Consider the following 21,198-nt stretch of genomic DNA (forward strand, 5'->3'; position numbering starts at 1 on the left):
ATAACCAGACTTTGGATCTAATTTACGAAACAGTCAACCGTTCAACTCGTTTGGCGGCTCAAGGTGATTTGGATAAAGTAGAATTGGAACCGAAAACGGCGGTGAAACCGGAGTTATTTCAAAAGTCGTCTGAACAAGCTTTTTACGATGCAGTCGTGCAGTTAGTGCCGCAAACGCAGCTATCCAAACAAACTCGCAATTACCAGCAGTTGGTAGATAGTTTGACGGAAATTGCTCCGACTGTCAGCAACTTTTTCGACGGGTCAGAAAGTGTTTTGGTGATGGATTCTGACCCGGAAATTAAGCAAAATCGGTTAAATTTACTGGGTTTGCTGCGGAATCACGCGCGGGTGTTGGCAGACTTTGGGGCGATCGTCAAAAGTTAGTCCGCCAGGTTTAAAATCTCCGTTTGAGTCCGCCGTTCGTTTCAAATCCCGTCTCAAAGCGAAAGTCCTCGCTATGAGGAATGAAACGCATATATACCAGAATTTTCAGTCAGTTTTAACTGACTTTAGCTTTTAGACAGGGGTTTTCAACCCCTGGCGGGCTTGTGGAAAACGAGCGGGCCCGCAGGCAAAACAACTTGAGAAATGTACTTCTTAAAACTCTTGCACAAAATAACATTAAAGCTTACCAATAAAACAAGTAAATCTATTGTAATTTTTGCGAAACCGCGCGACTCTCAGCAGAGTTCGATCGCTCTCTTAAAAAATAAGCTAAATGGCCAATAGTCAATAACCAATTCAAGGTTAAGATATAAACTTATAAAACCAGGGAAATTCGCTCCATCACACACACAACTTATGCCGATAGCTCATATCATTGGACTCGGAAAATCAGGAATTGCCGCCGCAAGACTGCTAAAACGCGAAGGATGGGAAGTAACGCTGAGCGATCGCTCATCTTCCCCAAACTTGCTAGAACAGCAACAGGAATTCGCTAACGAAGGCATTCATGTGGAGTTAGGTCAATCTTTTGAACCAGTCGAATCTATAGAATTAATAGTAGTAAGTCCGGGTGTTCCCTGGGACAGTCCAGCATTAGTGCGCGCCAGAGAGTTAGGCATTGAAACAATCGGAGAAATGGCTCTCGCGTGGCGTTACCTCAAATCTCCTTGGGTGGGAATTACCGGCACTAACGGCAAAACTACCACTACTGCTTTAATTGCTGCTATTTTTGCAGAAGCAGGGCTTTACGCTCCCGCTTGTGGCAATATTGGCTATGCTGCGTGTGAATTAGCTTTAGCAGAAAAACAGCCGGATTGGGTAATCGCAGAAATCAGCAGCTATCAGATAGAATCCTCGCCGTTTGTAGCGCCGCGAATCGGAGTTTTGACGACTTTGACGCCGGATCACCTCAGCCGCCACAAAACTTTAGAAAATTACTACAACATTAAAGCACATTTGCTGAAAAAGTCTGAATTGCAAGTAATCAACGGCGACGATCCTTGTTTGCGGCAGCAAGGAGTTGACATTTGGCCGGATGCGTGTTGGACGAGTGTCAAAGGTGAAAAAGAACTGTTGGGCGATCCCACTTTTGGAGCGTACATCGAAAACGGTTGGGTAATAGCTCAAGGCGAGAAAATTCTGCCTGCTGATTCTTTGCGGATGGTGGGAGAACACAATTTGCAGAATTTGTTAATGGCGGTGGCGGCGGCTAATTTGGCGGGGATAGATAAAAGTGCGATCGCCCGGGCGATCGCTAAATTCCCCGGAGTTTCGCACCGCCTCGAACACATCTGCACTTGGGAAGGCATAGATTTCATCAACGACAGCAAAGCTACTAATTATGACGCCGCGCAAGTCGGGTTGGCTTCTGTGAGCGCACCGGCGATTTTAATTGCGGGAGGCGATGCCAAAGAAGGGGACGATCGCGCTTGGATTGATACAATCAAGGCGAAAGCTGCGGGGGTGTTGCTAATTGGGGATGCGGCAGGTATTTTTGCCGATCGGCTCGAACAAGCAAATTACAACGCTTGGGAAATAGTCGAAACAATGGAACGAGCAATCCCGCGAGCAGCAGAATTAGGCAAACAGAACAACGCTAAAGTAGTGTTGCTTTCTCCAGCCTGTGCTAGCTTCGATCAATACCAAAACTTCGAGCAACGGGGCGATCATTTCCGCCAATTATGCCTCGAGTCCCTAGTTTAGATATGTCATTGTTCGCTGTGTACAAATTGAGAATTTTCTACACAGCGAACACTAACACAATTAAATCTGCGTTCATCTGCGTCTATCGGCTTACATCTGTGGTGAAAAATTAAAACCTCTAATTTTGGCAATCTACTTTAACTAATAGTCTTCCAAACAGTCTTAATTCTTTCCTGTTGTTCCGATCGTAGCTCCTTAAAAACTATCATTATTTCCTCATGAGTATAATCAATAATGATTGCTGCCAAATGAGCAGCGGTTTCCGCTTTCAGCATGGCTATTTTTAACTTTGCCATTGCCTCTTTATCCATTAGCACTAAACTTTGAATATTGACCTCACTTTTATTTTAATTCTGTCTGCAAATGTCTTTTAATTGGCTCTGAAAATCAGCAATCTGAGCAGCACTTATTGTATCAGAATGCGACGACAATATTTTAAAGTTTTGCCTACAAATCTGAGAGCGCAATTTTTCATCAATCTCCAGAATGCGGTCTTCGGAAGCGACATTTTTTTGCAACAAAGTTGCGATTTCTTTTTCCAGTTGGCGATTTCCTTGCTCAAAGAAATCTTGAGAATTAGAACGAAACAAACCGCTATTAACTTGCTGAATTTGGCTGAGTGTCAGCGATTGAGCCGAGACAGCAGCCGGAAATCCCAAAGATGCTGCTAGCCACCAGCTATAAATTATCTGTTTGAGAATGCTGTTCATCACTGTCGGGAGGATTTTTTACCTCAATTGGTTTCTCGTCTTCTGACTCGCTTGCTAATTCATCCTCTCGTTCAAGTTTTTCTTGCCAATCTACAAGCTGCTGAAAAAGTTTCGGGTTAATTTCAAATACTGGTTTGTTGGTTTCTGACATATTTACTCCTAACATTTATTACATTTAACTGGTTCCCAGGCAGAGCCTGGAAACGAGTAGAAAAACAATTATGTCGATCGCAAGCTAGGCTCAAACCTTCAGCAGCGACATAATTATGCCAATTAAAGACCCACCAAGCAAAGCTAAAGTAGCTAAGGTACTAATGCCAAATCCTGCCGCTCTTTTTTCGGCAGCTTGATAGTAACCCCAAGCAAACAAAATGCGTCCAATTATCCAAACTGCGCCGATACCGGCGCCCCAAATTGGGCTGATAAATTGCGAGAACAGCCACAGCGAGGGCAAAAATAGAATCATTTGCTCTAAGGTATTTTGCTGAACTCGCACCACTCGCTCAAAGTCTGGGGTTCCTGTCATCTGCGGGGGAGAAACTTTGTGTTTGAATCTAGCTCTGCCGACGTTGATGGTAACAACGAAGTAGAGAATTAATGCTGAAACAGTAATTAGACTAGGCCAAAGTGTCGCGTTTGCTTCTGCGAGCATGATTCGGTATTCTTAGGGTGGAGTAGATATCTTGATTATAAATCAATTATTGCCGATCGCGTTATTCATCGCCATCCCGTCATTCAAGGCGGGGGATTTGATGCAACTGCTGGGTATTAGTGGCGCGACAATTGCTTTAGAGTTCCGGGACATCCTCGAAAACTTGCTGGCTGGGATTTAGATTGTTTTTGATCGCACCTGCCTACGGATACAAGCCCCCCACTATTGTCGCGAATAGCTCAAATTTTAGACTCTTATTCAGCCTCCCAGATTCATCTGTGGAGTAAATCTAAAATTTGTAGAGTCAATTAAAAATCTAAAATCTAAAACTGTAAAAATTGAGGAGGCTGACGCACTATACGATATTTTGAATATGAGCTAGATCATAGAAAGATTGGGGAGAATTTGGCAAACTGAGAGTAAGATTAAATAGGAGGTCAATTTAATGACCAATACTGCTCTCAATTTTAAGACTGCACCCGGACATGAAGTTCTGGCGGCGGCGGGTAAGAAAATGTTGAGACCGGGGGGGAAATTTGCTACGGAACAGTTATTTGAATGGGCGGATTTTCAGCCTGGGGAGACTGTTTTGGAGTTGGCTGCTAGTTTTGGATATAGTTCGATCGCCCTTGCTGAACGTTTTGGGATAAAAGTAGTGGGAGTTGAGAAAAATCCCGACAGTGTGGCCCGCGCTCGTGCTAATGTTGCAGCAGCCGGTTTGAGCGATCGAGTGGAAATTGTGGAAGGAGATATTTTTCACTTGGATCGGATTTCCCAACAGTTTGATTGGGTGTTGGCTGAAGCTATCCTGACAATGCAGTCGCCGTCAGGGAAAGCTAAAATTGTATCGGGAATTTGCGATCGTTTAAAACCAGGCGGCAAGTTTCTCTCTCACGAACTTTTAGTTAAAAACCGAGAATCAGAAATTCACAAAGCTTTATCAGAAGTGATTCGCGTCAATTCAACGCCTTTGTCTGAGTCTGGCTGGATTGCTGTTTGCCAAAACGCGGGTTTGCAAGTAGAAAAGTCTCAAACCGGGGCGATGGGCCTCCTAAATTTGTCGCGAATGCTGCAAGATGAAGGGTTTGTGGGTACTGTGCGGATTTTGTGGAATATATTAAGTCGATCGCAAATTCGCGATCGTATCTTAGCAATGCGTCGAGTTTTCCAGCATTACCAACAGGATCTAGGCTACATCGTTATGTCGGCCAAAAAACAATCTTAACCGACTCAATCGATTTTCGATTTTCGATTTTCGATTGAAGAAAGTGAAGCCACTGATAAATTCGAGACTTGTGACCAAATTAATTAATTGTCAAAAACTATGACTACTACTCTTTTACCGCTACAATCTTCAGCAATCCAACTCCGAGACGCAATTGAATATCCCGCCGCCGGAGTGTCGAGCAAAGTTTTAATCAAAGACAATAATTGTCAGTACAATTTACTTTGTCTGGCTGCGGGTAGCGAAGTTGCAGAACACTTTTCGCCGCGCAATGCTACAGTTAATGTAATCGAAGGAAAGGGAATTTTGACACTGGAAGGCAAAGATATTGTCTTGGAACCGGGGGTGTTTGTTTTTCTGCCCGCCCGCGCTCTACACGCTTTGAAAGCCGAGTCAAATTTGGCATTTATCTTGACACTTTCTGAGCCTCATTAATGCCCTCATTATTCTGTAGGCGAAGGTTTGACCAACCCTAATTGCCTAAAATCAATAATCTCATCAACCCGCCCCGATTCACAGATTGTGGGGGCGGTTTTATATAGTGAGTAGCAGTTAAATATTGTTTGTGAAACCTGCCCTACAAGAATTGGGATGTTAACATTTAATCTATTTCATCTCCAGAGGCGATATCCTCCAATTTTTGCCAATCCAATATAATAATTTTACCGCCTCGACTGTAGGATACAAACGGCTTGAGTTTCTTAAATAACCGCACGCATTCTTCGTAGGTAATCCCAATGCTGCGAGCAATTTGATAATAGGGAAAACGTTTTTCTAAACATACACTATTATCCGCAATCTTCGTACCTTGCTCGACGCCAAAGTAATGAATAAATCGGGCCAGCCGCACGATCGCCCTTTCCGACACCAAACCGTGCACTGTCTCGTGCAGTTGCTGCAACCGCTGATTAAACACCGCCAATATTCGCAAGGCAATCTCAGGATTTTCCCGAATTGCTGCTAGCAAAACTTCCCGTTCTGTGGTAAGAACTTCCACATCAGTTTCTGCTGTCACCGTTGCAGGGGCAATTCCGTTGCCTAGCAAAGCAGGTGCGGCAAAAATATCTCCCTGAAATAAAGTGCGGAGAATTGTTTCTTTACCCGCCGCCGCTGTTTTTGCAACCCGCAGAGAACCGCTCAAAAGAGTGTATAATTTTTCGGGGATGCGATCGCCCTCATACATCACAACTTCTCCCGGTCGGTAACTGCAAATTACTGTGTGTTCTTGCAATCGCTCTAATTCAGTTTGGTTTAAGCTGGCAAATATTCCAATTTTAGCCAGTTGCTCGACAGTTGCTTTCATGCAGTTCACTCTACTAGCTCGCAGTTCAATAAGAGTACAATAACGGTGAATCCAGAATACATCCAGCAAAGCAGAGCCATCTACGAAAATTCAGAACCAGAATATCGGCGGCATTATTTTGACGAGCTAGCTGGCGGATTTGTGCTTGTCCACCAAGACCACAATCTTAATGATTCGGAAAGTTTTGTGGCTGAAGTTTTGGCTAAAATAGGAAAGAGAGTTAGACTTTTGAGCGAACAAGCACCGTCGGGAACTAAAACTCCAGACGCTGACGTTGACGGTCAAATTTGCGAATTTAAGGAATTAACAAAAGAGTCGAGTAATCTCAAAGATAGAGTACAAGAAGGGTTTGGAAAAGCCAAGAATCAAAGTGCAAATGCAGTCATTTTTCACGTAAATATAGAAACTTACGACATTCGAGAGATAGACGAAAGCATCAGGCAAGCAATATATTGGGATCTTAAGCATCTCATGCAAACTATCATTTTGGTTTTCAACAACCAATCTGTTCTAAAAATTACTAGAGAGGAATGGGAAAATGGGCAGCGTTTTTCAAGAATTTGAAGAAATTGTAAATAGTGGTATAAAAAATAATATGCCGCGGGATGCAAGATTGATTATTGTTGGAGAGATCCTCTACGCAGTAACTCGGGACGAACTAACCAATAAAGAAGGTTGGCTGCTAGAAAATATGCTTGGAGGCAGAGAAGAATGGGAAAAGGGGCTAGAATATGCTATTTTTGGAGACCCAAAACACGGGCACATAGCGCCACCCCTAACTATCTCCGATCAACCTCTGGTTATTGCTGGTAAAACTTTTCATTCTCGCTTGATGACGGGGACGGGAAAATATCGCAGCATCGCAGAAATGCAGCAAAGCGTCAACGCTAGCAGGTGCCAAATTGTGACTGTAGCTGTGCGGCGAGTGCAAACAAATGCTCCCGGTCATGAAGGATTGGCAGAGGCTCTTGATTGGACGAAAATTTGGATGCTGCCAAATACTGCCGGTTGTCAAACTGCGGATGAGGCGATTAGAGTAGCTCGTTTGGGCCGGGAAATGGCGAAACTTTTAGGGCAAGAAGACAATAATTTTGTCAAGTTAGAAGTGATTCCCGATGCTAAATATTTGCTGCCAGATCCGATCGCCACTTTGGAAGCAGCAGAACAATTAGTAAAAGAAGGTTTTGCGGTTTTGCCTTACATCAATGCCGATCCTTTGCTGGCAAAACGCCTCGAAGAAGTCGGCTGTGCGACAGTCATGCCTTTAGGTTCGCCCATCGGTTCAGGGCAAGGGATCAACAATGCCGCCAACATTCAAATAATTATTGACACGGTAAATGTTCCTGTGGTTGTCGATGCGGGGATCGGAACGCCCAGCGAAGCAGCCCGAGCAATGGAAATGGGAGCCGATGCACTGTTGATTAATTCCGCGATCGCCAATGCCCAAAATTCCCCGGCAATGGCAAAAGCAATGGGAATGGCAGCAGAAGCGGGGCGGATGGCGTACTTAGCAGGCAGAATGCCGATCAAAGATTACGCGATCGCCTCTTCTCCCCAAACAGGCACTGTCACCTCCAAATAAATGGCCGAATTTTCCTGGGCGCTTTTTTGGTACAGTTGTAAACATCAAAAATATTAAGGATTGTGACTGATGCCTTACATCAAAGATGACGATGGACGCCTGAACAACTTTGCTAAAGAGCCGAAGGTGTATGAAGCCGTACCTCCCAACAAAAATCAGCAACGGAACTATATCATCATGGGAATTGCAGCAGCCATGTTGGTCGCGGGTTTGGTGTTCGTGGCTGCTTCCGTCTAAAAGCTGGGCTGAGACTCAAAGCTGCTTCAAATCGCAATTTTAAATAATCCTTCAACAAACCATGTTTTCCAACCAATGGAAACATGGTTTTTGTGTTTCAATACAAAGCAGGTAGTTGCGACAATCCTGAAGCGTGCCAAGCGAGCTGGAAAGCTAAATAAGACCAGCAGAAATTTGGTGTTTTCCTCTTGGCTGTCGGGTTCAGGGACTTGGGTTGCACTTAATCACACGGGTTCGTCACCCACATAAAATTGCCAATTGAAAATCCACAATCCTTTAGTCATCACCGGTGCGATTGACTGCCTTCGGGGCTTAGTTGTGAGGTATGAGCGATCGAGATTTCAACTCTCAACTCTACAATCTAAAATCTACAATCCAAAATCTAAAACCTAAAACCTAAAATCTAAAATCTAAACTCGGCTGATCCTGATGTCTATTCCTTCCCAAAAAGTTTCTAGCTCGAACAAGCTGATCTACCAACGCTTGAAACAGGCGATCGACCTCAATTTACGCCGTCAAATTTTTATTGCCGCCTGCGACGACTTGTGCTTGCGGGACTGTCTGGCAGCCCGCTTGCAGACAGAATTAGCCGCAGAGAGCGCTGGCTCAGATCCTCGCTCTCCGATCAACTACCCCCGATTTGTCAGTTTGGAACTCGACTTGAGCGATCCAAATCCTTGGGGTTCGATCGCCGCATGGCTGACCCACCACCCACCGCCACAAAACAGGGGCAGCTACAGCCCTTTGCCGGGATTTCAAATTCTTGGGGCAGAACACCTGACCAGGCAGTCAGCAGCCGTGCAGTGGTCGTTCCTGAGCTATTTGAGAGACATCGAAGCAAACCTGCAATTGTGCGAGTCTACTCTGTTGCTGTGGGTGTCGCGCCCCTGGCTAAGTTCGATCGAGCAATCGGCCCCAGAATTTTGGCACTGGCGAACCGGAGTATTTGAGTTTGAAGGCGAACCAACTCCAGCTAAGGAAGACTTCGGGCACTTTGATGACTTCGGAAACTCAGGAGACTTGCGAAACTTGCGGGACAGCGGAGACTTTGGCAACCAACTTTTAATATCTTCTTGGTCTGGACAATCCCCAATTCCCGATGAAAAATTCCCAATTTCCTATCCCCCGTCCTCAGCGCCTGATTCTAAATCCGTCCCATTGGCAGATGACGAACAATCCCCAATTTCCCATCCCCCGTCCCCAGCGCCTGATTCTAAATCTGTCCAACTGGCAGATTTGGTCCTAGCAGCGGCTTCTGAGGATTTGGAAGCCGAAAATAATCCCGCATCAGAGGAGAATTTTCTGCCCCTGCAAACCCTCCAATACATCGAACTGCTGCAAGAACATCAGTGTTGTTCCGAAGCATTGGCTTTGGCTTATCACGGTTTGGGAAATTACTACCGCGATCGCATTCTGGGCGGAGACGTTTCAGAGCAAAACCTGACAATCGCCATTCGTGCGATCGAACAAGTGATTGCATATCTCGACCTTGACAGCAACTCGCAGCAAAATCAACCACTAACTGATGAATGCGCGCGGCTGATTGCCCAATTGACACAAAATTTAACTCAGTACCCCCAGGAGTCCAACAGCCTACCGCCAATTTCCGATCTGCTCAACGATCTCGGCACTCTCTATTGGATGCTATCGCGCGATCGCACCAATGCCCTCAACGCCTCAGATCCGGTATCCAGCCTTGAACGCAGCATCGCCCTCTACCTTGAAGGTTTGAACCGAACAGATGCCGAAACCGTACCCCAAACCCGCGTTAGATTAAACAAAAATTTGGGAATCGCCTCGGCCGATTTAGCCCGCTATCGAGACAAGACAGAGAACTTGCAGCACGCAGTTGCAGCTTACCAACAAGCGCTGCTGGATCTAGACCCCGCCGTGGAGCCTCAGCAGTACGCTGCTGCTCAGAATAATTTGGCGACAGCATACTGGAATTTAGCTCAAGATGGTGAGCCGATCGTATATCTCAAAAGCGCGATCGCAGCTTACACCCAAGCCCTCTCCTGCTACAGTCCCGAACGAGAACCCCTCAACTATGCCGGAGTACAAAACAACCTCGGTACCGCCTGCTGGAACCTCGCTCAGCACGAACCCTCAGAATCCCTGCTAGTCAGGGCGATTTCCGCCTACCGCGAAGCATTGAAATACCGCACCAGAGAATTAGTACCCGCAGCAGCAGCCGCCACTTACAATAATCTCGGTACCGCTTATTGGCATTTGGCGAACCAGTTTCAGCAGCAGAAACAGGCGCGGACGGAATCATTGCAGCAGGCGATTACCGCCTACGAAGCCGCCCTGGATATCGCCGGAGAGATCGATCGAACCCAACTCACCTTTGACGCCTTGGCCGCCCGCAACAATCTAGGACTAGCCCACTATCAACTAGCCACCGACCCAAATTTCGCCGCTAACAAAGTCGCACAGACAAGCCATCTAGAAGCAGCACTGCACCACCAGTTGCAAGTGTGTGCCGAATGGGGACAATATCTCAATGACAAAGGGTTAATATATGGGGATAAACTCAACCTGCAAGCCGCGGCAAACTCCCAAGCTGCTGATTCCCGGCAAACAGCATTGAGCTATATTGTCAAAACGATTAGAGCTTTCTATAGTGAATGTGGGCTGCCAGGCCAAAATTTAGCCTTATCCAAAGTTCCTGGAGATTTATTGCCTGAAATTTTGCGTAGGTTATAAATATGGCTATAACTATTAAGAGCTCAATTTTTTCGAGATTTGTATCCAGTTTTCTATTATTATGGCTGAATATTCTTGCCTAATTCTTCAAGCAAACTTGTGGTCATGGCCCCTGTAAAAATCCTTGTGGTTGATGACGACCCGGCAATCCGAAATTTAATTCACCGTTTTTTGAGCCAGCAAGGTTATCAAGTTGAGTCTGGCGAGGACGGTCAGACTGGTCTGGAATTATTTGAGCAACTCAATCCTGACTTAGTAGTTCTAGATGTAAATTTACCTGATACTACTGGCTACAAATTGTGTCAAGAAATGCAAAGACGCACGGGCGTGTTTGTGTTGATGCTGACTGCCCGAACCGATGAAGCTGATAAAATGAAAGGGTTTGCCGAAGGTGCTGACGACTACATTACTAAACCTTTTAGTCTTGTAGAAATTGGAGCTCGCGTTGCAGCAATTTTGAAGCGCAAACGCATTGTTACTCCCGCCGAACAACAAACTCTTACTTTTGGAGAGCTACTAATAGATCCGGTTCGCCGCGAGGTAATTCTCGGCAGTCAGATAGTTGCTTTGACTGCTTTAGAATTTGACCTGCTGTACTGTTTGGCCAGCAAACCCGGTCGCGTGTGGAGGCGATCGGAATTGCTGCATGAAGTGTGGGACTACGAATATGTAGGAGCCGATCGCGTGGTGGATGTTCATATCGGTCAAATTCGCCGCAAAATTGAACTAGATCCTAATCAAATGCCGATGATTCAAACCGTCCGAGGCGTGGGTTACAAGTTTGAACCCACAACCTAGTAACATTCGGCATTGGGCAGCGGATATGAAGGCAAAAGGCTGTAGGTGCGGGTTCACCAATATCTCGGATTAACATACTCGATATTTGTAAACCCGCCCTCCCCACACAATCATTCAGATCGATCGAGTATCTGATTGTTTGTTCTGCAAATACTCGCCCACTTCTCGTGCACGCTCAAAACCCCTTCGCACGCAATCTCCCAAAGCCACTCCGCCAAGGTAGTTGCTGCACAAAAACACCCCCGGCAAAGATTTTAAGCCTTCATCGATTTGTTGCAGGCGATCGAAATGCCCCAAATTGTATTGAGGAATTGCCCGCTTCCAAACATTCACCGCCAAAACTTTCGGCTGCGCCGCCGAGGGCTTCAGCAAAATCCGAGACAAATCTCGGTGTACCTCCCCAACGATTTGTTCTGAGTCGAGATTGCCAATTTCCGAGTCTGTTGCGCCGCCGATGTAACTGCTGAGAGTTTGCCACCCTGCAGGCGCGCGATCGGCAAATAAACTCGATGTCCAAATCGTCCCCAGAGTGCGAATTCCCTGCCCCCTCGGAATTAAATTTCCAAAACCTACTAATTTTTCCTTGACATCAGACTGCGGATATGCTAGGACAACGCAGGCAACCGTAGGATAAGTAAAAGCTTGTAAAGCACTGCTAACTTTCGGTTGCAGAGGCTGCAACAAATCGGCTGTAACGTAAGCGGGCGTTGTCAAAACCACGGTGCGCGCCTCAACTTCCTGCTGTCCGTCGGGCGTCGAGAATACAGCAATATAAGTTTCGCGTTCTGTACGATCGAGGCGAGTCAGATGCCAGTTGAGTTTCACTCGATCGCCCAATTCAGCAGCGATCGCCTCTGGCAAAGCCTTCAACCCCTGTTTAAACGAACCCAATTCCCCCGGCCTAGTTTTAGGAACATTCGGGTCTGCAGGCAATTTCTTCGGTCTTTTCCTAGCAGAAAGCAGCGCCCCCGCCACCAGCCCGCCACCCATATCAGCCATCTTGGCTACCCGGCCAAAAGCCGCCGCCGCGCTAAGTTGTTGCGGATCGCCGGCATAAACCCCAGAAACAAAAGGTTCCACCAACCGCTGCATCACTTCCGTCCCCAGATGACGGCGGAAAAATTGAGAAACAGTTTCCTCGTCACGCTGCTGCGAAAGTCGATCGCCCATTGCCGGCGCGACAAACCCCAAAGCGCCGAACAACGCCCGCAGTTTCCCCGGAAAACTCAGTAACTGAGACTGAATCATCGCCGGTGGAGTCATCGGCACCGGTTGCAGCTTTTTTTGCCAATAAACATAACGAGGCAATTTGCGATCGGCAAGAATCAACTCCTGCTTCAATCCCACATCCACAGCCAACTTCATCAATTCTGGCGTCGGCGAAAAACTGTTCGGGCCCTCCTCCCAGAGAAACCCTTCGGCTGTCACAGTGGTGATGTTCCCGCCCACACGTCCCTGACTCTCAGCGACTAAAATTTTCAGCGGCGATGCACTCGTTGCTTCCTTGTGAAGTGCGTGCGCCAAACTCAAACCGCTAATACCCGCACCCACAATCAAGGTATCTAATAGTTCCATATTACATAGAAAAATATCGCAATCTTTATGTTACATGGCTTTGCACGGCTTGCGTTCTTTGCTGGGCGTACTGCCAAACCGCTTTCAGATTACCGAATTGGGAATTGGGAATCGGGAATTGGGAATTGTGAATCGGTAAGCTGTCGGGCATTTCTTAAGCATTTTTATCGTAGGTTGTGGATTAACCCACCTCCCCGTCTCCCCGTCTCTCGATCTCACTTTTGTATCCGCTGGGTCTGGTTTAAAAAAAGAGCATCTGCTGTAATTAAGCTATATTTCCAAATATACTATTTCTTTAAAATTTTTGTATTATAGGGAACAGCGCCAAAAATTGCACCGGCAAAGGCAGCAGTAACGCAGCAGTACAGTGCCCAAAAAGATTTGAGTGGGTTAAACTAACTTTAGGCAAATTTTAGAGCTTAAGCAAGTCACCACTCCCCTCTGAAGAGATTGGGCTTTATGCCCTAATCAAAAGAGAGAGTTGACTAGCTATCGTCTTAACTGATTAGATTATCAAAAATATGGGTGTAAGCCCAAGCTGCTATGCGATCGCGGGTGAAATATTGGAAACGGTAATTGTTCCGTTGAAAATAGATCGTAAAAGTACCAAGCGACCAAGTAGCCCCGTGTAGGAATAATCAATATTCAAGGCGGTGAAAACTGCCTGATGCGTGCTACCTCGATCACTCTACTCACATCTTGCACAATTCTCAAGAACAGGCAAGATGCCTGTTCCACAAAGAGTTAATTTCTGGTGGGGTGGGCATCCTGTCGGCCCATAAAAGCTTATTGAAAAGGGTGCAACATATGAGTCTAAAGACACGAGGTTTTCATAATACTAAGCTTTTCTCATGAAAAAATACCCATGCAGGAAGTTATCAACTCGTTTCAGTCTTTTTTCTCTAACTCTGTTGATGCTTTCCTAGAGTGCGATCGACAGCAAAATTATTTATCGATCAATCCTATTGCTGCGGCTTGGATGGGATTAGAGCCTGCTGAAATAGTCAACAAAACTAATCAGGAATTATTGAAATTACATCCTAATAATCCTGCGGTACAAAATATAATCTTGCAGATTGATTCTTGCCTGCAACAAGTATTTATAACCGGGAAAAAACGGCTGGCAATTCATGAGGTGACGGCGGCAGACGGCGGGATTAAAATTTACGAAACGGCTTACACGCCAGCGGTGGATGCCTCTACCAACCAGATGCGGGTTTTCGGCGTTGGTAGAGATATCACCAGGCATTACCGCTGGCAGCAGCAGAAAACTCAACAGTTACGCCGATCGAACCATTTACTGTGGTTGAATGCAGCTAACAGTCCCCTGGCAATGGTAGGCTGGGATGAAGGTTTTCGCATCGTTCAGTGGTCGAAACGCGCCGAGGAAATCTTTGGCTGGACAGCCGATGAGATGATGGGCAAGCAGTTTGGCGATTTAGATTTGGTTTGCGAGGAAGATAGAGAGGCTATAACCGCGATCGAGCTTGAACTAGCCACTGGCAACGGCAATACTTCAATTAACCGCAACTATACTAAAAGCGGACAGGTAATTTGGTGTCGCTGGTTCAACTCAATTATTCGCAGTGGTGACACTTTTACCGTGCTTTCTTTGGTGGAAGATATCACCGATCGCAAACGGTTGGAAGCAGAAAAATCCCAAGCTTCTCGCCTCGCAGCAATGGTAGCCGATGTGGGTATTGCCCTCACGAAACACCCTCAAGACATCCTGCTTCCCTGCTGCGAGGCAATGGTGCGGAATATTGATGTCGCTTCTGCTGAAATTTGGACTTTCAACTCTCAACATAATCTTTGGCAATTGCAAGCAGCTTCGGGAATATACAGCCGCACAGACGATCGGGCTAAGTTTATTGAAAGTAAGGTTAACTCGATCGCCAAACAGCAAAAACCGGAACTTGACTGCGGATTTGAGCTGAATAATTTTGGACTCTCAGAGGAAGAATTCCCGAAAGCAACACCGCCACACAGTTCCGAAGTAGCAATTATCAACACCAGCCAAAAGCCGACAAATTGCCCAATACCTAAGCAAATTCTCACCTTCGCCGGCTACCCTTTGATAGTGGAAGAACGGCTGGTGGGAGTCATGGTAATTATCAGCCGCCAGCCCCTGACAGCACCCTTTCAGGAAACTTTAGCGTCGGTTGCGGATGTCATCGCTTTAGGCATCGAACGCAAGCGTGCAGAAGCTGAATTAAAATCAGCTAGAGGGTTTCTGAATTCCGTAGTAGAAAATCTGCCGGTGGGAGTTTTTGCTAAAGATGCTTCTTCGCTGAAATTTGTGCTGTGGAATAAAGCCGGAGAAACGATCGCAGGTGTTACCTCTCAAGAGGCGATAGGCAAAAATGACTACGATATTTACCCCAAAGAACAAGCTGATGTTTTTACTGCTCAAGACAGAGAAATATTGACCGGCGATCATAACCAATCTACTGTTAAAGACATAGCCGAAGAGCCGATCCAAACTCGCCACAAAGGTATGAGAATACTGCACACCCGCAAAGTGCCAATTCTCGACGCCGCAGGCCGCCCTCAGTACGTTTTGGGGATTACTGAAGATATTACCGAACGCAGGCAGGTAGACGAAAGCGTGCGCCTCTACGACCAAATTGTGGAGAATATGCAAATTGGTTTGTATGTCTACCATTTAGAAAATATAGACGATGACAGCACTCTCAGGGCGATCGCCTCCAATCCTGCCGCTACCCTATTCACCGGATTAGAAATGGCGGATGTTTTGGGAATGACAATCGACGAGATTTTTCCCCACCTGCGATCGAAAAACATTCCCCAAGCATTTGCTGCGGTAATTCGCACACAGAAAGCGGTAGAACTTGAAGATATTGACTGCGATGAAGGCGGCAGAATAACTCGCGCCTTTTCTATTAAAGCTTTTCCATTACCCAACAACTGCGTCGGTGTTGCTTTTGAAAATATTACTGCTCGCAAGTGCTTAGAACTAGAACTGCAGGCGTCTTTGGAAAAAACCGAACGTTCCGAACAACTCCTGCGTACAGTCATAGACAAAACCAGCGACTGGATTTTTGCTAAAGACAAAAAATTTCGCTATATTTTGGCAAACAGGAGTTTCGCTCAAGCGATCGGCAAAACAGTCGAAGAAATCATTGGCAAATCCGATTTAGAATTAGGATTTTCCGAAGAGTTCGTGTTTGGGAATGCCGCCAAAAATATCCGAGGCTTCCGCACAGACGACTCTGCTGTACTGGCCGGCGAAATCATCCACAATCCCTGCGATCCGGCAACTATTGCTGACGGTTCAGTAAATATTTTTGATACCCAAAAACTTCCCCTGCGCGACGCAGAAGGTAATGTATTTGCAGTGCTAGCTTTCGCTCACGATATTACAGAACGACATGAATCGGAAGCAGCTTTGCGTAGAAGTGAATTAAGATTTAGGTCTTTGGTAGCTAATATTCCCGGAGTGGTTTATCGCTGGAGGTGCGATTTTTCGACTAATTTTATTAGCGATGCCGTTTACTTATTAATCGGCTACCCTGCGGCAGATTTTATTTTGCGTTTGGACAGGAGAGGCCGGACTTTTGCTAGTATTATTTACCCGGAAGATTTGGCAAAAGTAGAAGCAACTATTCGGCAAGGTATAGAAAAGAAAGAGTCTTATAACTTGGAATATCGCTTGCTAGCAGCAGACGGTACGGTTAAATGGGTGTGGGATAAAGGTTCTCCTGTGTTCGACGCAGATGGAAACGTTTGCTATTTGGATGGGGTGATTTTTGATATTAGCGATCGGTACTGCGCCGAGGAAGCATTGCGGCAAAAAACTTTAGAGTTAGAAGCAGTTTTTCGCGCTTTGCCTGATTTGTATTTTCGACTAGATGCTGACGGTATAATTGTGGATTATTTGTCAGGAACGTCCTCGAATTTATACGTGCCTCCAGAACATTTTATTGGCCAACGAATGACAGACATATTGCCACAGAATGTCGCCAGCAAATTTTCCCAAGCAATCTTGGAAATTTCCGAAACAAGAAATTCGATCGATATAGAATATTCGCTTTCTATGTCGGAAGAAGAAAAAACTTATGAAGCCAGACTGTTGCCTTTTAATTCCGATCAAGTTATTATTCTAGCCCGCAATATTACCAAGCGCAAACAAGCCGAAGCTCAATTAAAACATAAAAATCGTCAGTTAGAGCAAACCTTGAAACAATTAGGCAGGACTCAAGCTCAACTAATTCAAGCGGAAAAAATGTCGGGTTTGGGACAGTTAGTGGCGGGAATTGCTCACGAAATCAATAATCCTGTCAGTTTTATTTATGGTAATATCACTTACGCTAGTGAGTATGCCAAAAACTTGCTGGAACTGTGCAGTTTGTATCACGCACACTACCCGGAACCTGTTGCTGTTATCCAAGATTTGGCAGAAGAAATAGAACTGGAATTCATGAAAGAGGATTTCCCACATCTGCTGACTTCTATTCAAACCGGAGCCGAGCGAATTCGCCAAATAGTTCTGTCTTTGCGTAATTTTTCCCGCCTGGAAGAATCCGATCTTAAACGTGTTAATATTCACGAGGGAATAGACAGCGCTCTGTTAATTTTGCAACACAAGATCAAAGAAAATGGCAGGAATCGTCATATTCAAATAGTTAAAGAATATGGAAAATTACCGCCGATACAGTGCTACGTGGGACAGTTAAATCAAGTGTTTATGAATATTTTAAATAATGCTATTGATGCTTTAGCCGATGTCAGGAATAGGAAGTTGGAACTGGGGAGTTATTCGGAAGAGGAAGGGCAAGATTTGGCTAGTTTACCTTTAACTTGCGACACATTGCCGTGGATTGGGATTCGTACGGAGGTACTGGAGAACAATCGGGTGGCGATCGTAATTTCCGATAACGGGTCTGGCATGGTAGAGTCTGTTAAATGTCGAGTATTTGACCCGTTTTTTACTACTAAACCCGTAGGCAAAGGTACAAGTTTGGGACTGTCTATCTCCTATCAGATTGTGGTGGAAAGACACGGAGGGACGCTACAGTGCATTTCCGCGCCGGGAGAGGGAACTGAATTTGCGATCGAGATTCCCATTCGGCAGAGGTAATTAGTCATTGGTAATTGGTAGTTGCACCAGAAAAATGATAATCTAATTAAACGTTCTAAAGTCAGGAATATTAGCATGGTATACAAAAGCATACATACTTCTAGTGCCGTTGCAAAACAAATTAAAGAAGAAGAAGATGATGATGATGATTCCTATGTTGACTATTTTTATGACGATCCGGGAGCTCCGCCGGGAACTCTCGACTTAGAACCAGATGCGCCGCCTCCGGAGATTGTATTAATTGACTATTGCGAAACAGCGGCAACTCGCGCCAAATTGGCAAATCCTCAAAAAGCTGCTGCGTATTTAGATACAGCATCTGTTTCTTGGGTTGATATGTTGGGATTGGGAAACAAAGAAACTTGGCGACAAATGGGCGAAGTGTTTAATTTACACCTAATGGCTCAAGAAGATGTAGTTAATGTTCCCCAGCGACCGAAAGTAGTAGATTATGAAGAACACATTTTAATCATTGCTTGGATGGTGATGCTCCATCCAGAATCAGATACTTTTCATAAAGAACAAGTAAGTTTTATTTTGGGCAAGCATTACCTGCTAACTGTTCAGGAAGAACCGGACTATGATTGTTTTGAACCCGTGCGCGATCGCATTCGTAAAGGACAAGGAATAATTCGCAAACACGGAGCAGATTATCTGGCTTATACTCTGTTAGATTCGATTATAGATGGATTCTTCCCTGTATTAGAAGTTTACGGAGAGCGCATTGAAGAACTAGAGGATGAAGTGGTGGTGAACCCCACCCGCAAAACCCTGGAAAAAATCTATAAAATCCGGCGAGAATTGCTGACTCTGCGCCGCGCCATTTGGCCACAGCGTGATGCAATTAATGTTTTGATTCGAGATAGCAGTGATTTGATTAGCCCCGAAGTGCGAATTTACCTGCGCGACTGTTACGATCACACGGTGCAGGTGATGGATATGGTCGAAACCTATCGAGAGTTGTCTTCGGGTTTGATGGATGTTTACTTGTCTTCGGTTGGTAATAAAATGAATGAAATCATGAAGTTGCTGACGGTGATTTCGAGTATATTTATTCCTCTAACTTTTGTTGCGGGAGTATACGGGATGAATTTCAATACAGAGAAATCGCCCTGGAATATGCCGGAACTAAATTGGTATTTTGGCTATCCGCTTTGTTGGGCAATTATGCTAGCGATCGCCTCTGGTTTAGTTTACTTCTTCTGGCGGCGTGGCTGGTTTGATAATTTTTCTACTATCAAAGATGACTCATTAAAGTAACTGAATTGAAGATTTTAGATTTTGGATTGAAGATTGAATAATTAAAAATTATGTTAGGTAAAAAGGTTTCCTGCCCCTAGTGGAATCCCTGCCATAAATCCTTGCATCATAATTCCCAACTTTTCAGCCCCCTGATTCATCCGTGAGTGAATTTAAGGGGATTTGGATGGCAATTTAATTGTTGGCCGGGCTTTCCGACCGACCGTACAAGAGTTTGAATAAACACAAATGTCCAAATTAAGCGGGCGACAAGTTAAAATCTTCTATCTCAAATCCCAAATTGATTGACGAACGATCGCGTACAATAAATTTGGGGAAAAAGTAGGCGCAGGCGGTTGCGGATTAGCGAAAGCTTGTCTGAGGAAAGTCCGGGCTCCCGAAAAACCAAACTTGCTGGGTAACGCCCAGTGCGAGCGATCGTGAGGATAGTGCCACAGAAAGATACCGCCCCCCGATTTGAGATTTGAGATTTGAGATTTGAGATTGAATCAAAAATCAAGCATCGAAAATCGCAAAATGTTAGGGGGTAAGGGTGCAAAGGTGCGGTAAGAGCGCACCAGCAGCATCGAGAGGTGCTGGCTCGGTAAACCCCAGTTGGGAGCAAGGTCGGAGGAACTATGGTTGGTTTTTTACCAGTTCCGTTTTTTGGTACCGCTTGAGGCGTCTGGTAACAGGCGCCCCAGATAGATAACTGCCCTCGAAAACTGCTTGCAGTTGAGAGAACAGAACCCGGCTTATGTCCGACTTTTTCCCCACCCAAATTTGGGTAAGGTGCTTAGGGGCAGATTGGTCAAGGTGTAGTTAAGGTGTTTGCGTCATCGTAAACGTTGAGCTTTATTCTTGATATGTTATTTATTGCTAATAATCTATCAAACAAAGAAGATTTATCGATCGCCCGAAGCAGAGATTTCCAGCGTTGGAGGCACTTATTCACCACCTTGACAGAGCGGAATATAAGCATCCGAAGGACTATTTAGTTTTTCAATAAAAAGCTTTTTAGTGATATGAATTTGAGACGTTTTTCAAAAAAAAATATGCAACTTTAGACAATCTCCAAGCCCGGATAGTCATCCGTCATTCGCAATTAATTATAAAATATAAAATATAAAATATAAAATGGTATGATTTATCCGGGTCGCCAAAAGCAACTTGAAACATTAATTCAAAAATTGGGACTGACGAAGAATGCTTCGATAAAATGGCATCTCCTCGATTTAGCTTTGACTCATGCGAGCGCGTCAGCTAAGGCAAATTACGAGCAACTAGAGTTTGTCGGGGATGCAGTTGTGCGGCTGGCTGCATCGGAATTGTTGTTTGAGATTTATCCAGACTGTACAGTAGGGGAATTTGCTGCTATTCGATCGATCTTGGTGAGCGATCGCATTCTTGCTAAAATCGCTGAAAGTTACGGGTTCGATCGCTATTTAATTGTTTCCAGCAGTGCCGCCTCGGACAAAACAGGCGCTGAACCCCGTCTGGCAGATGCTTTGGAAGCGGTACTGGCTGCGCTTTATTTGAGTACCCAGACGTTAGAATTAATTCACCCTTGGCTAGATTCTCACTTTCAACGCCTAGCGGCGGAAATCCGCAGCGATCCAGCCCGCCAAAACTACAAAGCTGCTCTCCAAGAGTTGACTCAAGGCAAATACAAAACTTTGCCCAAATATAGCGTCCAAGAAACCGGGACAGTGCAGGGCGGGGAAGATCGTTTTACAGCAGAAGTTCTCATTCAAGGAAAGTTGGTAGCAGAGGGAAAAGGTCGATCGATCAAAGCGGCCGAACAAGCAGCGGCTCAGGTAGCTTTCAACAAATTAGTTAATAGTCAGTTGACTGTTGACTGTTGACTCGTGCTATCAGTTATTGGTTATTTGTTAGCTGCTACCAATAACCAATAATCAA

General features: G+C 45.3%; 19 protein-coding genes and 1 other RNA gene. 14 read left to right on the top strand and 6 right to left on the bottom strand.

Annotated elements, in window-relative coordinates; all coding sequences use genetic code 11:
* Both QUA38_RS11585 and murD read left to right on the top strand, forming a co-directional pair.
* Positions 1-386 (top strand): DALR anticodon-binding domain-containing protein (locus QUA38_RS11585; RefSeq protein WP_333161877.1); only part of this gene is annotated, 386 nt, incomplete at its 5' end.
* 417 nt (positions 387-803) lie between these two features.
* A complete protein-coding gene (gene murD, locus QUA38_RS11590) occupies positions 804-2,150 on the top strand; it encodes a UDP-N-acetylmuramoyl-L-alanine--D-glutamate ligase (protein ID WP_333161879.1) in 1,347 nt (448 codons plus the stop codon).
* Between the two features lie 137 nt (positions 2,151-2,287).
* Here murD and QUA38_RS11595 read toward each other — a convergent pair whose 3' ends face one another.
* From QUA38_RS11595 to QUA38_RS11610, 4 genes are all read right to left on the bottom strand, one after another.
* The gene (locus tag QUA38_RS11595) at positions 2,288-2,461 is read right to left on the bottom strand and encodes a hypothetical protein (RefSeq protein WP_333161881.1); all 174 of its coding nucleotides are present in this window, start codon (positions 2,459-2,461) and stop codon (positions 2,288-2,290) included.
* Between the two features lie 36 nt (positions 2,462-2,497).
* A complete protein-coding gene (locus QUA38_RS11600) occupies positions 2,498-2,860 on the bottom strand; it encodes a hypothetical protein (RefSeq protein WP_333161883.1) in 363 nt (120 codons plus the stop codon).
* Entirely contained in the window at positions 2,829-3,011 is a 183-nt protein-coding gene (locus tag QUA38_RS11605; RefSeq protein WP_333161885.1) for a hypothetical protein, read from the bottom strand. Before QUA38_RS11605 ends, QUA38_RS11600 begins: the two co-directional genes overlap by 32 nt.
* A gap of 90 nt (positions 3,012-3,101) precedes the next feature.
* Positions 3,102-3,512, bottom strand: coding sequence for an MAPEG family protein (locus QUA38_RS11610; RefSeq protein ID WP_333161887.1), 411 nt, complete (start codon positions 3,510-3,512; stop codon positions 3,102-3,104).
* Positions 3,513-3,543: 31 nt separating this feature from the next.
* On the opposite strand from QUA38_RS11610, the gene QUA38_RS11615 reads away from it, so the two are divergent.
* The 3 genes from QUA38_RS11615 to QUA38_RS11625 all read left to right on the top strand — a co-directional run bounded on the left by QUA38_RS11615 (position 3,544) and on the right by QUA38_RS11625 (position 5,172).
* A complete protein-coding gene (locus tag QUA38_RS11615; RefSeq protein WP_333161889.1) occupies positions 3,544-3,693 on the top strand; it encodes a hypothetical protein in 150 nt (49 codons plus the stop codon).
* Positions 3,694-3,957: 264 nt separating this feature from the next.
* The gene (locus QUA38_RS11620; protein ID WP_333161890.1) at positions 3,958-4,737 is read left to right on the top strand and encodes a methyltransferase domain-containing protein; all 780 of its coding nucleotides are present in this window, start codon (positions 3,958-3,960) and stop codon (positions 4,735-4,737) included.
* A 99-nt stretch (positions 4,738-4,836) separates the two neighbouring features.
* Positions 4,837-5,172: a cupin domain-containing protein gene (locus QUA38_RS11625; RefSeq protein WP_333161892.1), complete on the top strand. Its 336-nt coding sequence runs from the start codon at positions 4,837-4,839 to the stop codon at positions 5,170-5,172.
* Between the two features lie 166 nt (positions 5,173-5,338).
* Here the strand turns inward: QUA38_RS11625 and QUA38_RS11630 are convergent, their stop codons facing one another.
* Positions 5,339-6,040 (bottom strand): Crp/Fnr family transcriptional regulator, encoded by a 702-nt coding sequence (locus QUA38_RS11630; RefSeq protein ID WP_333161894.1) that lies wholly within the window; start codon positions 6,038-6,040, stop codon positions 5,339-5,341.
* 45 nt (positions 6,041-6,085) lie between these two features.
* Here QUA38_RS11630 and QUA38_RS11635 point away from each other — a divergent pair, with 45 nt between their 5' ends.
* The 5 genes from QUA38_RS11635 to QUA38_RS11655 all read left to right on the top strand — a co-directional run bounded on the left by QUA38_RS11635 (position 6,086) and on the right by QUA38_RS11655 (position 11,363).
* Positions 6,086-6,604, top strand: a complete 519-nt coding sequence (locus QUA38_RS11635; RefSeq protein ID WP_333161896.1) for a CdiA C-terminal domain-containing protein — start codon at positions 6,086-6,088, stop codon at positions 6,602-6,604.
* Entirely contained in the window at positions 6,579-7,622 is a 1,044-nt protein-coding gene (locus QUA38_RS11640) for a thiazole synthase (RefSeq protein ID WP_333161898.1), read from the top strand. Before QUA38_RS11635 ends, QUA38_RS11640 begins: the two co-directional genes overlap by 26 nt.
* Before the next feature lie 69 nt (positions 7,623-7,691).
* Positions 7,692-7,859 (top strand): photosystem II assembly protein Psb34, encoded by a 168-nt coding sequence (gene psb34, locus QUA38_RS11645; protein ID WP_015177107.1) that lies wholly within the window; start codon positions 7,692-7,694, stop codon positions 7,857-7,859.
* Between the two features lie 429 nt (positions 7,860-8,288).
* On the top strand, positions 8,289-10,565 hold the full coding sequence (locus tag QUA38_RS11650) for a hypothetical protein (protein WP_333161900.1): 2,277 nt from the start codon (positions 8,289-8,291) through the stop codon (positions 10,563-10,565).
* 105 nt (positions 10,566-10,670) lie between these two features.
* Positions 10,671-11,363 carry a response regulator transcription factor gene (locus QUA38_RS11655; RefSeq protein ID WP_333059446.1) on the top strand — a complete coding sequence of 231 codons (693 nt, stop codon included), beginning with the start codon at positions 10,671-10,673 and terminating at the stop codon, positions 11,361-11,363.
* A gap of 114 nt (positions 11,364-11,477) precedes the next feature.
* Here QUA38_RS11655 and hemG read toward each other — a convergent pair whose 3' ends face one another.
* A complete protein-coding gene (hemG, locus tag QUA38_RS11660) occupies positions 11,478-12,938 on the bottom strand; it encodes a protoporphyrinogen oxidase (RefSeq protein WP_333161902.1) in 1,461 nt (486 codons plus the stop codon).
* Positions 12,939-13,803: 865 nt separating this feature from the next.
* On the opposite strand from hemG, the gene QUA38_RS11665 reads away from it, so the two are divergent.
* From QUA38_RS11665 to rnc, 4 genes are all read left to right on the top strand, one after another.
* A complete protein-coding gene (locus QUA38_RS11665) occupies positions 13,804-18,039 on the top strand; it encodes a PAS domain-containing protein (RefSeq protein WP_333161904.1) in 4,236 nt (1,411 codons plus the stop codon).
* A gap of 75 nt (positions 18,040-18,114) precedes the next feature.
* The gene (gene corA, locus QUA38_RS11670) at positions 18,115-19,299 is read left to right on the top strand and encodes a magnesium/cobalt transporter CorA (protein WP_333161906.1); all 1,185 of its coding nucleotides are present in this window, start codon (positions 18,115-18,117) and stop codon (positions 19,297-19,299) included.
* A 318-nt stretch (positions 19,300-19,617) separates the two neighbouring features.
* Positions 19,618-20,051, top strand: an RNA gene (rnpB, locus tag QUA38_RS11675) — RNase P RNA component class A.
* Between the two features lie 369 nt (positions 20,052-20,420).
* Positions 20,421-21,143 carry a ribonuclease III gene (gene rnc, locus QUA38_RS11680; RefSeq protein WP_333161908.1) on the top strand — a complete coding sequence of 241 codons (723 nt, stop codon included), beginning with the start codon at positions 20,421-20,423 and terminating at the stop codon, positions 21,141-21,143.
* The last annotated feature ends 55 nt before the right edge of the window (positions 21,144-21,198 follow it).

Origin of the sequence: Microcoleus sp. Pol12B4, from assembly GCF_036701385.1 — a bacterium.
Taxonomy (GTDB): Bacteria; Cyanobacteriota; Cyanobacteriia; order Cyanobacteriales; family Microcoleaceae; genus Microcoleus.

Bases quoted from the DNA above. Each gene is read 5' to 3' on its own strand.
- murD (WP_333161879.1), top strand. From the start codon at position 804: ATGCCGATAGCTCATATCATTGGACTCGGAAAATCAGGAATTGCCGCC.
- QUA38_RS11595 (WP_333161881.1), bottom strand. From the start codon at position 2,461: ATGGATAAAGAGGCAATGGCAAAGTTAAAAATAGCCATGCTGAAAGCG.
- QUA38_RS11600 (WP_333161883.1), bottom strand. From the start codon at position 2,860: ATGAACAGCATTCTCAAACAGATAATTTATAGCTGGTGGCTAGCAGCA.
- QUA38_RS11605 (WP_333161885.1), bottom strand. From the start codon at position 3,011: ATGTCAGAAACCAACAAACCAGTATTTGAAATTAACCCGAAACTTTTT.
- QUA38_RS11610 (WP_333161887.1), bottom strand. From the start codon at position 3,512: ATGCTCGCAGAAGCAAACGCGACACTTTGGCCTAGTCTAATTACTGTT.
- QUA38_RS11620 (WP_333161890.1), top strand. From the start codon at position 3,958: ATGACCAATACTGCTCTCAATTTTAAGACTGCACCCGGACATGAAGTT.
- QUA38_RS11625 (WP_333161892.1), top strand. From the start codon at position 4,837: ATGACTACTACTCTTTTACCGCTACAATCTTCAGCAATCCAACTCCGA.
- QUA38_RS11630 (WP_333161894.1), bottom strand. From the start codon at position 6,040: ATGAAAGCAACTGTCGAGCAACTGGCTAAAATTGGAATATTTGCCAGC.
- QUA38_RS11640 (WP_333161898.1), top strand. From the start codon at position 6,579: ATGGGCAGCGTTTTTCAAGAATTTGAAGAAATTGTAAATAGTGGTATA.
- psb34 (WP_015177107.1), top strand. From the start codon at position 7,692: ATGCCTTACATCAAAGATGACGATGGACGCCTGAACAACTTTGCTAAA.
- QUA38_RS11650 (WP_333161900.1), top strand. From the start codon at position 8,289: ATGTCTATTCCTTCCCAAAAAGTTTCTAGCTCGAACAAGCTGATCTAC.
- QUA38_RS11655 (WP_333059446.1), top strand. From the start codon at position 10,671: ATGGCCCCTGTAAAAATCCTTGTGGTTGATGACGACCCGGCAATCCGA.
- hemG (WP_333161902.1), bottom strand. From the start codon at position 12,938: ATGGAACTATTAGATACCTTGATTGTGGGTGCGGGTATTAGCGGTTTG.
- QUA38_RS11665 (WP_333161904.1), top strand. From the start codon at position 13,804: ATGCAGGAAGTTATCAACTCGTTTCAGTCTTTTTTCTCTAACTCTGTT.
- corA (WP_333161906.1), top strand. From the start codon at position 18,115: ATGGTATACAAAAGCATACATACTTCTAGTGCCGTTGCAAAACAAATT.
- rnc (WP_333161908.1), top strand. From the start codon at position 20,421: ATGATTTATCCGGGTCGCCAAAAGCAACTTGAAACATTAATTCAAAAA.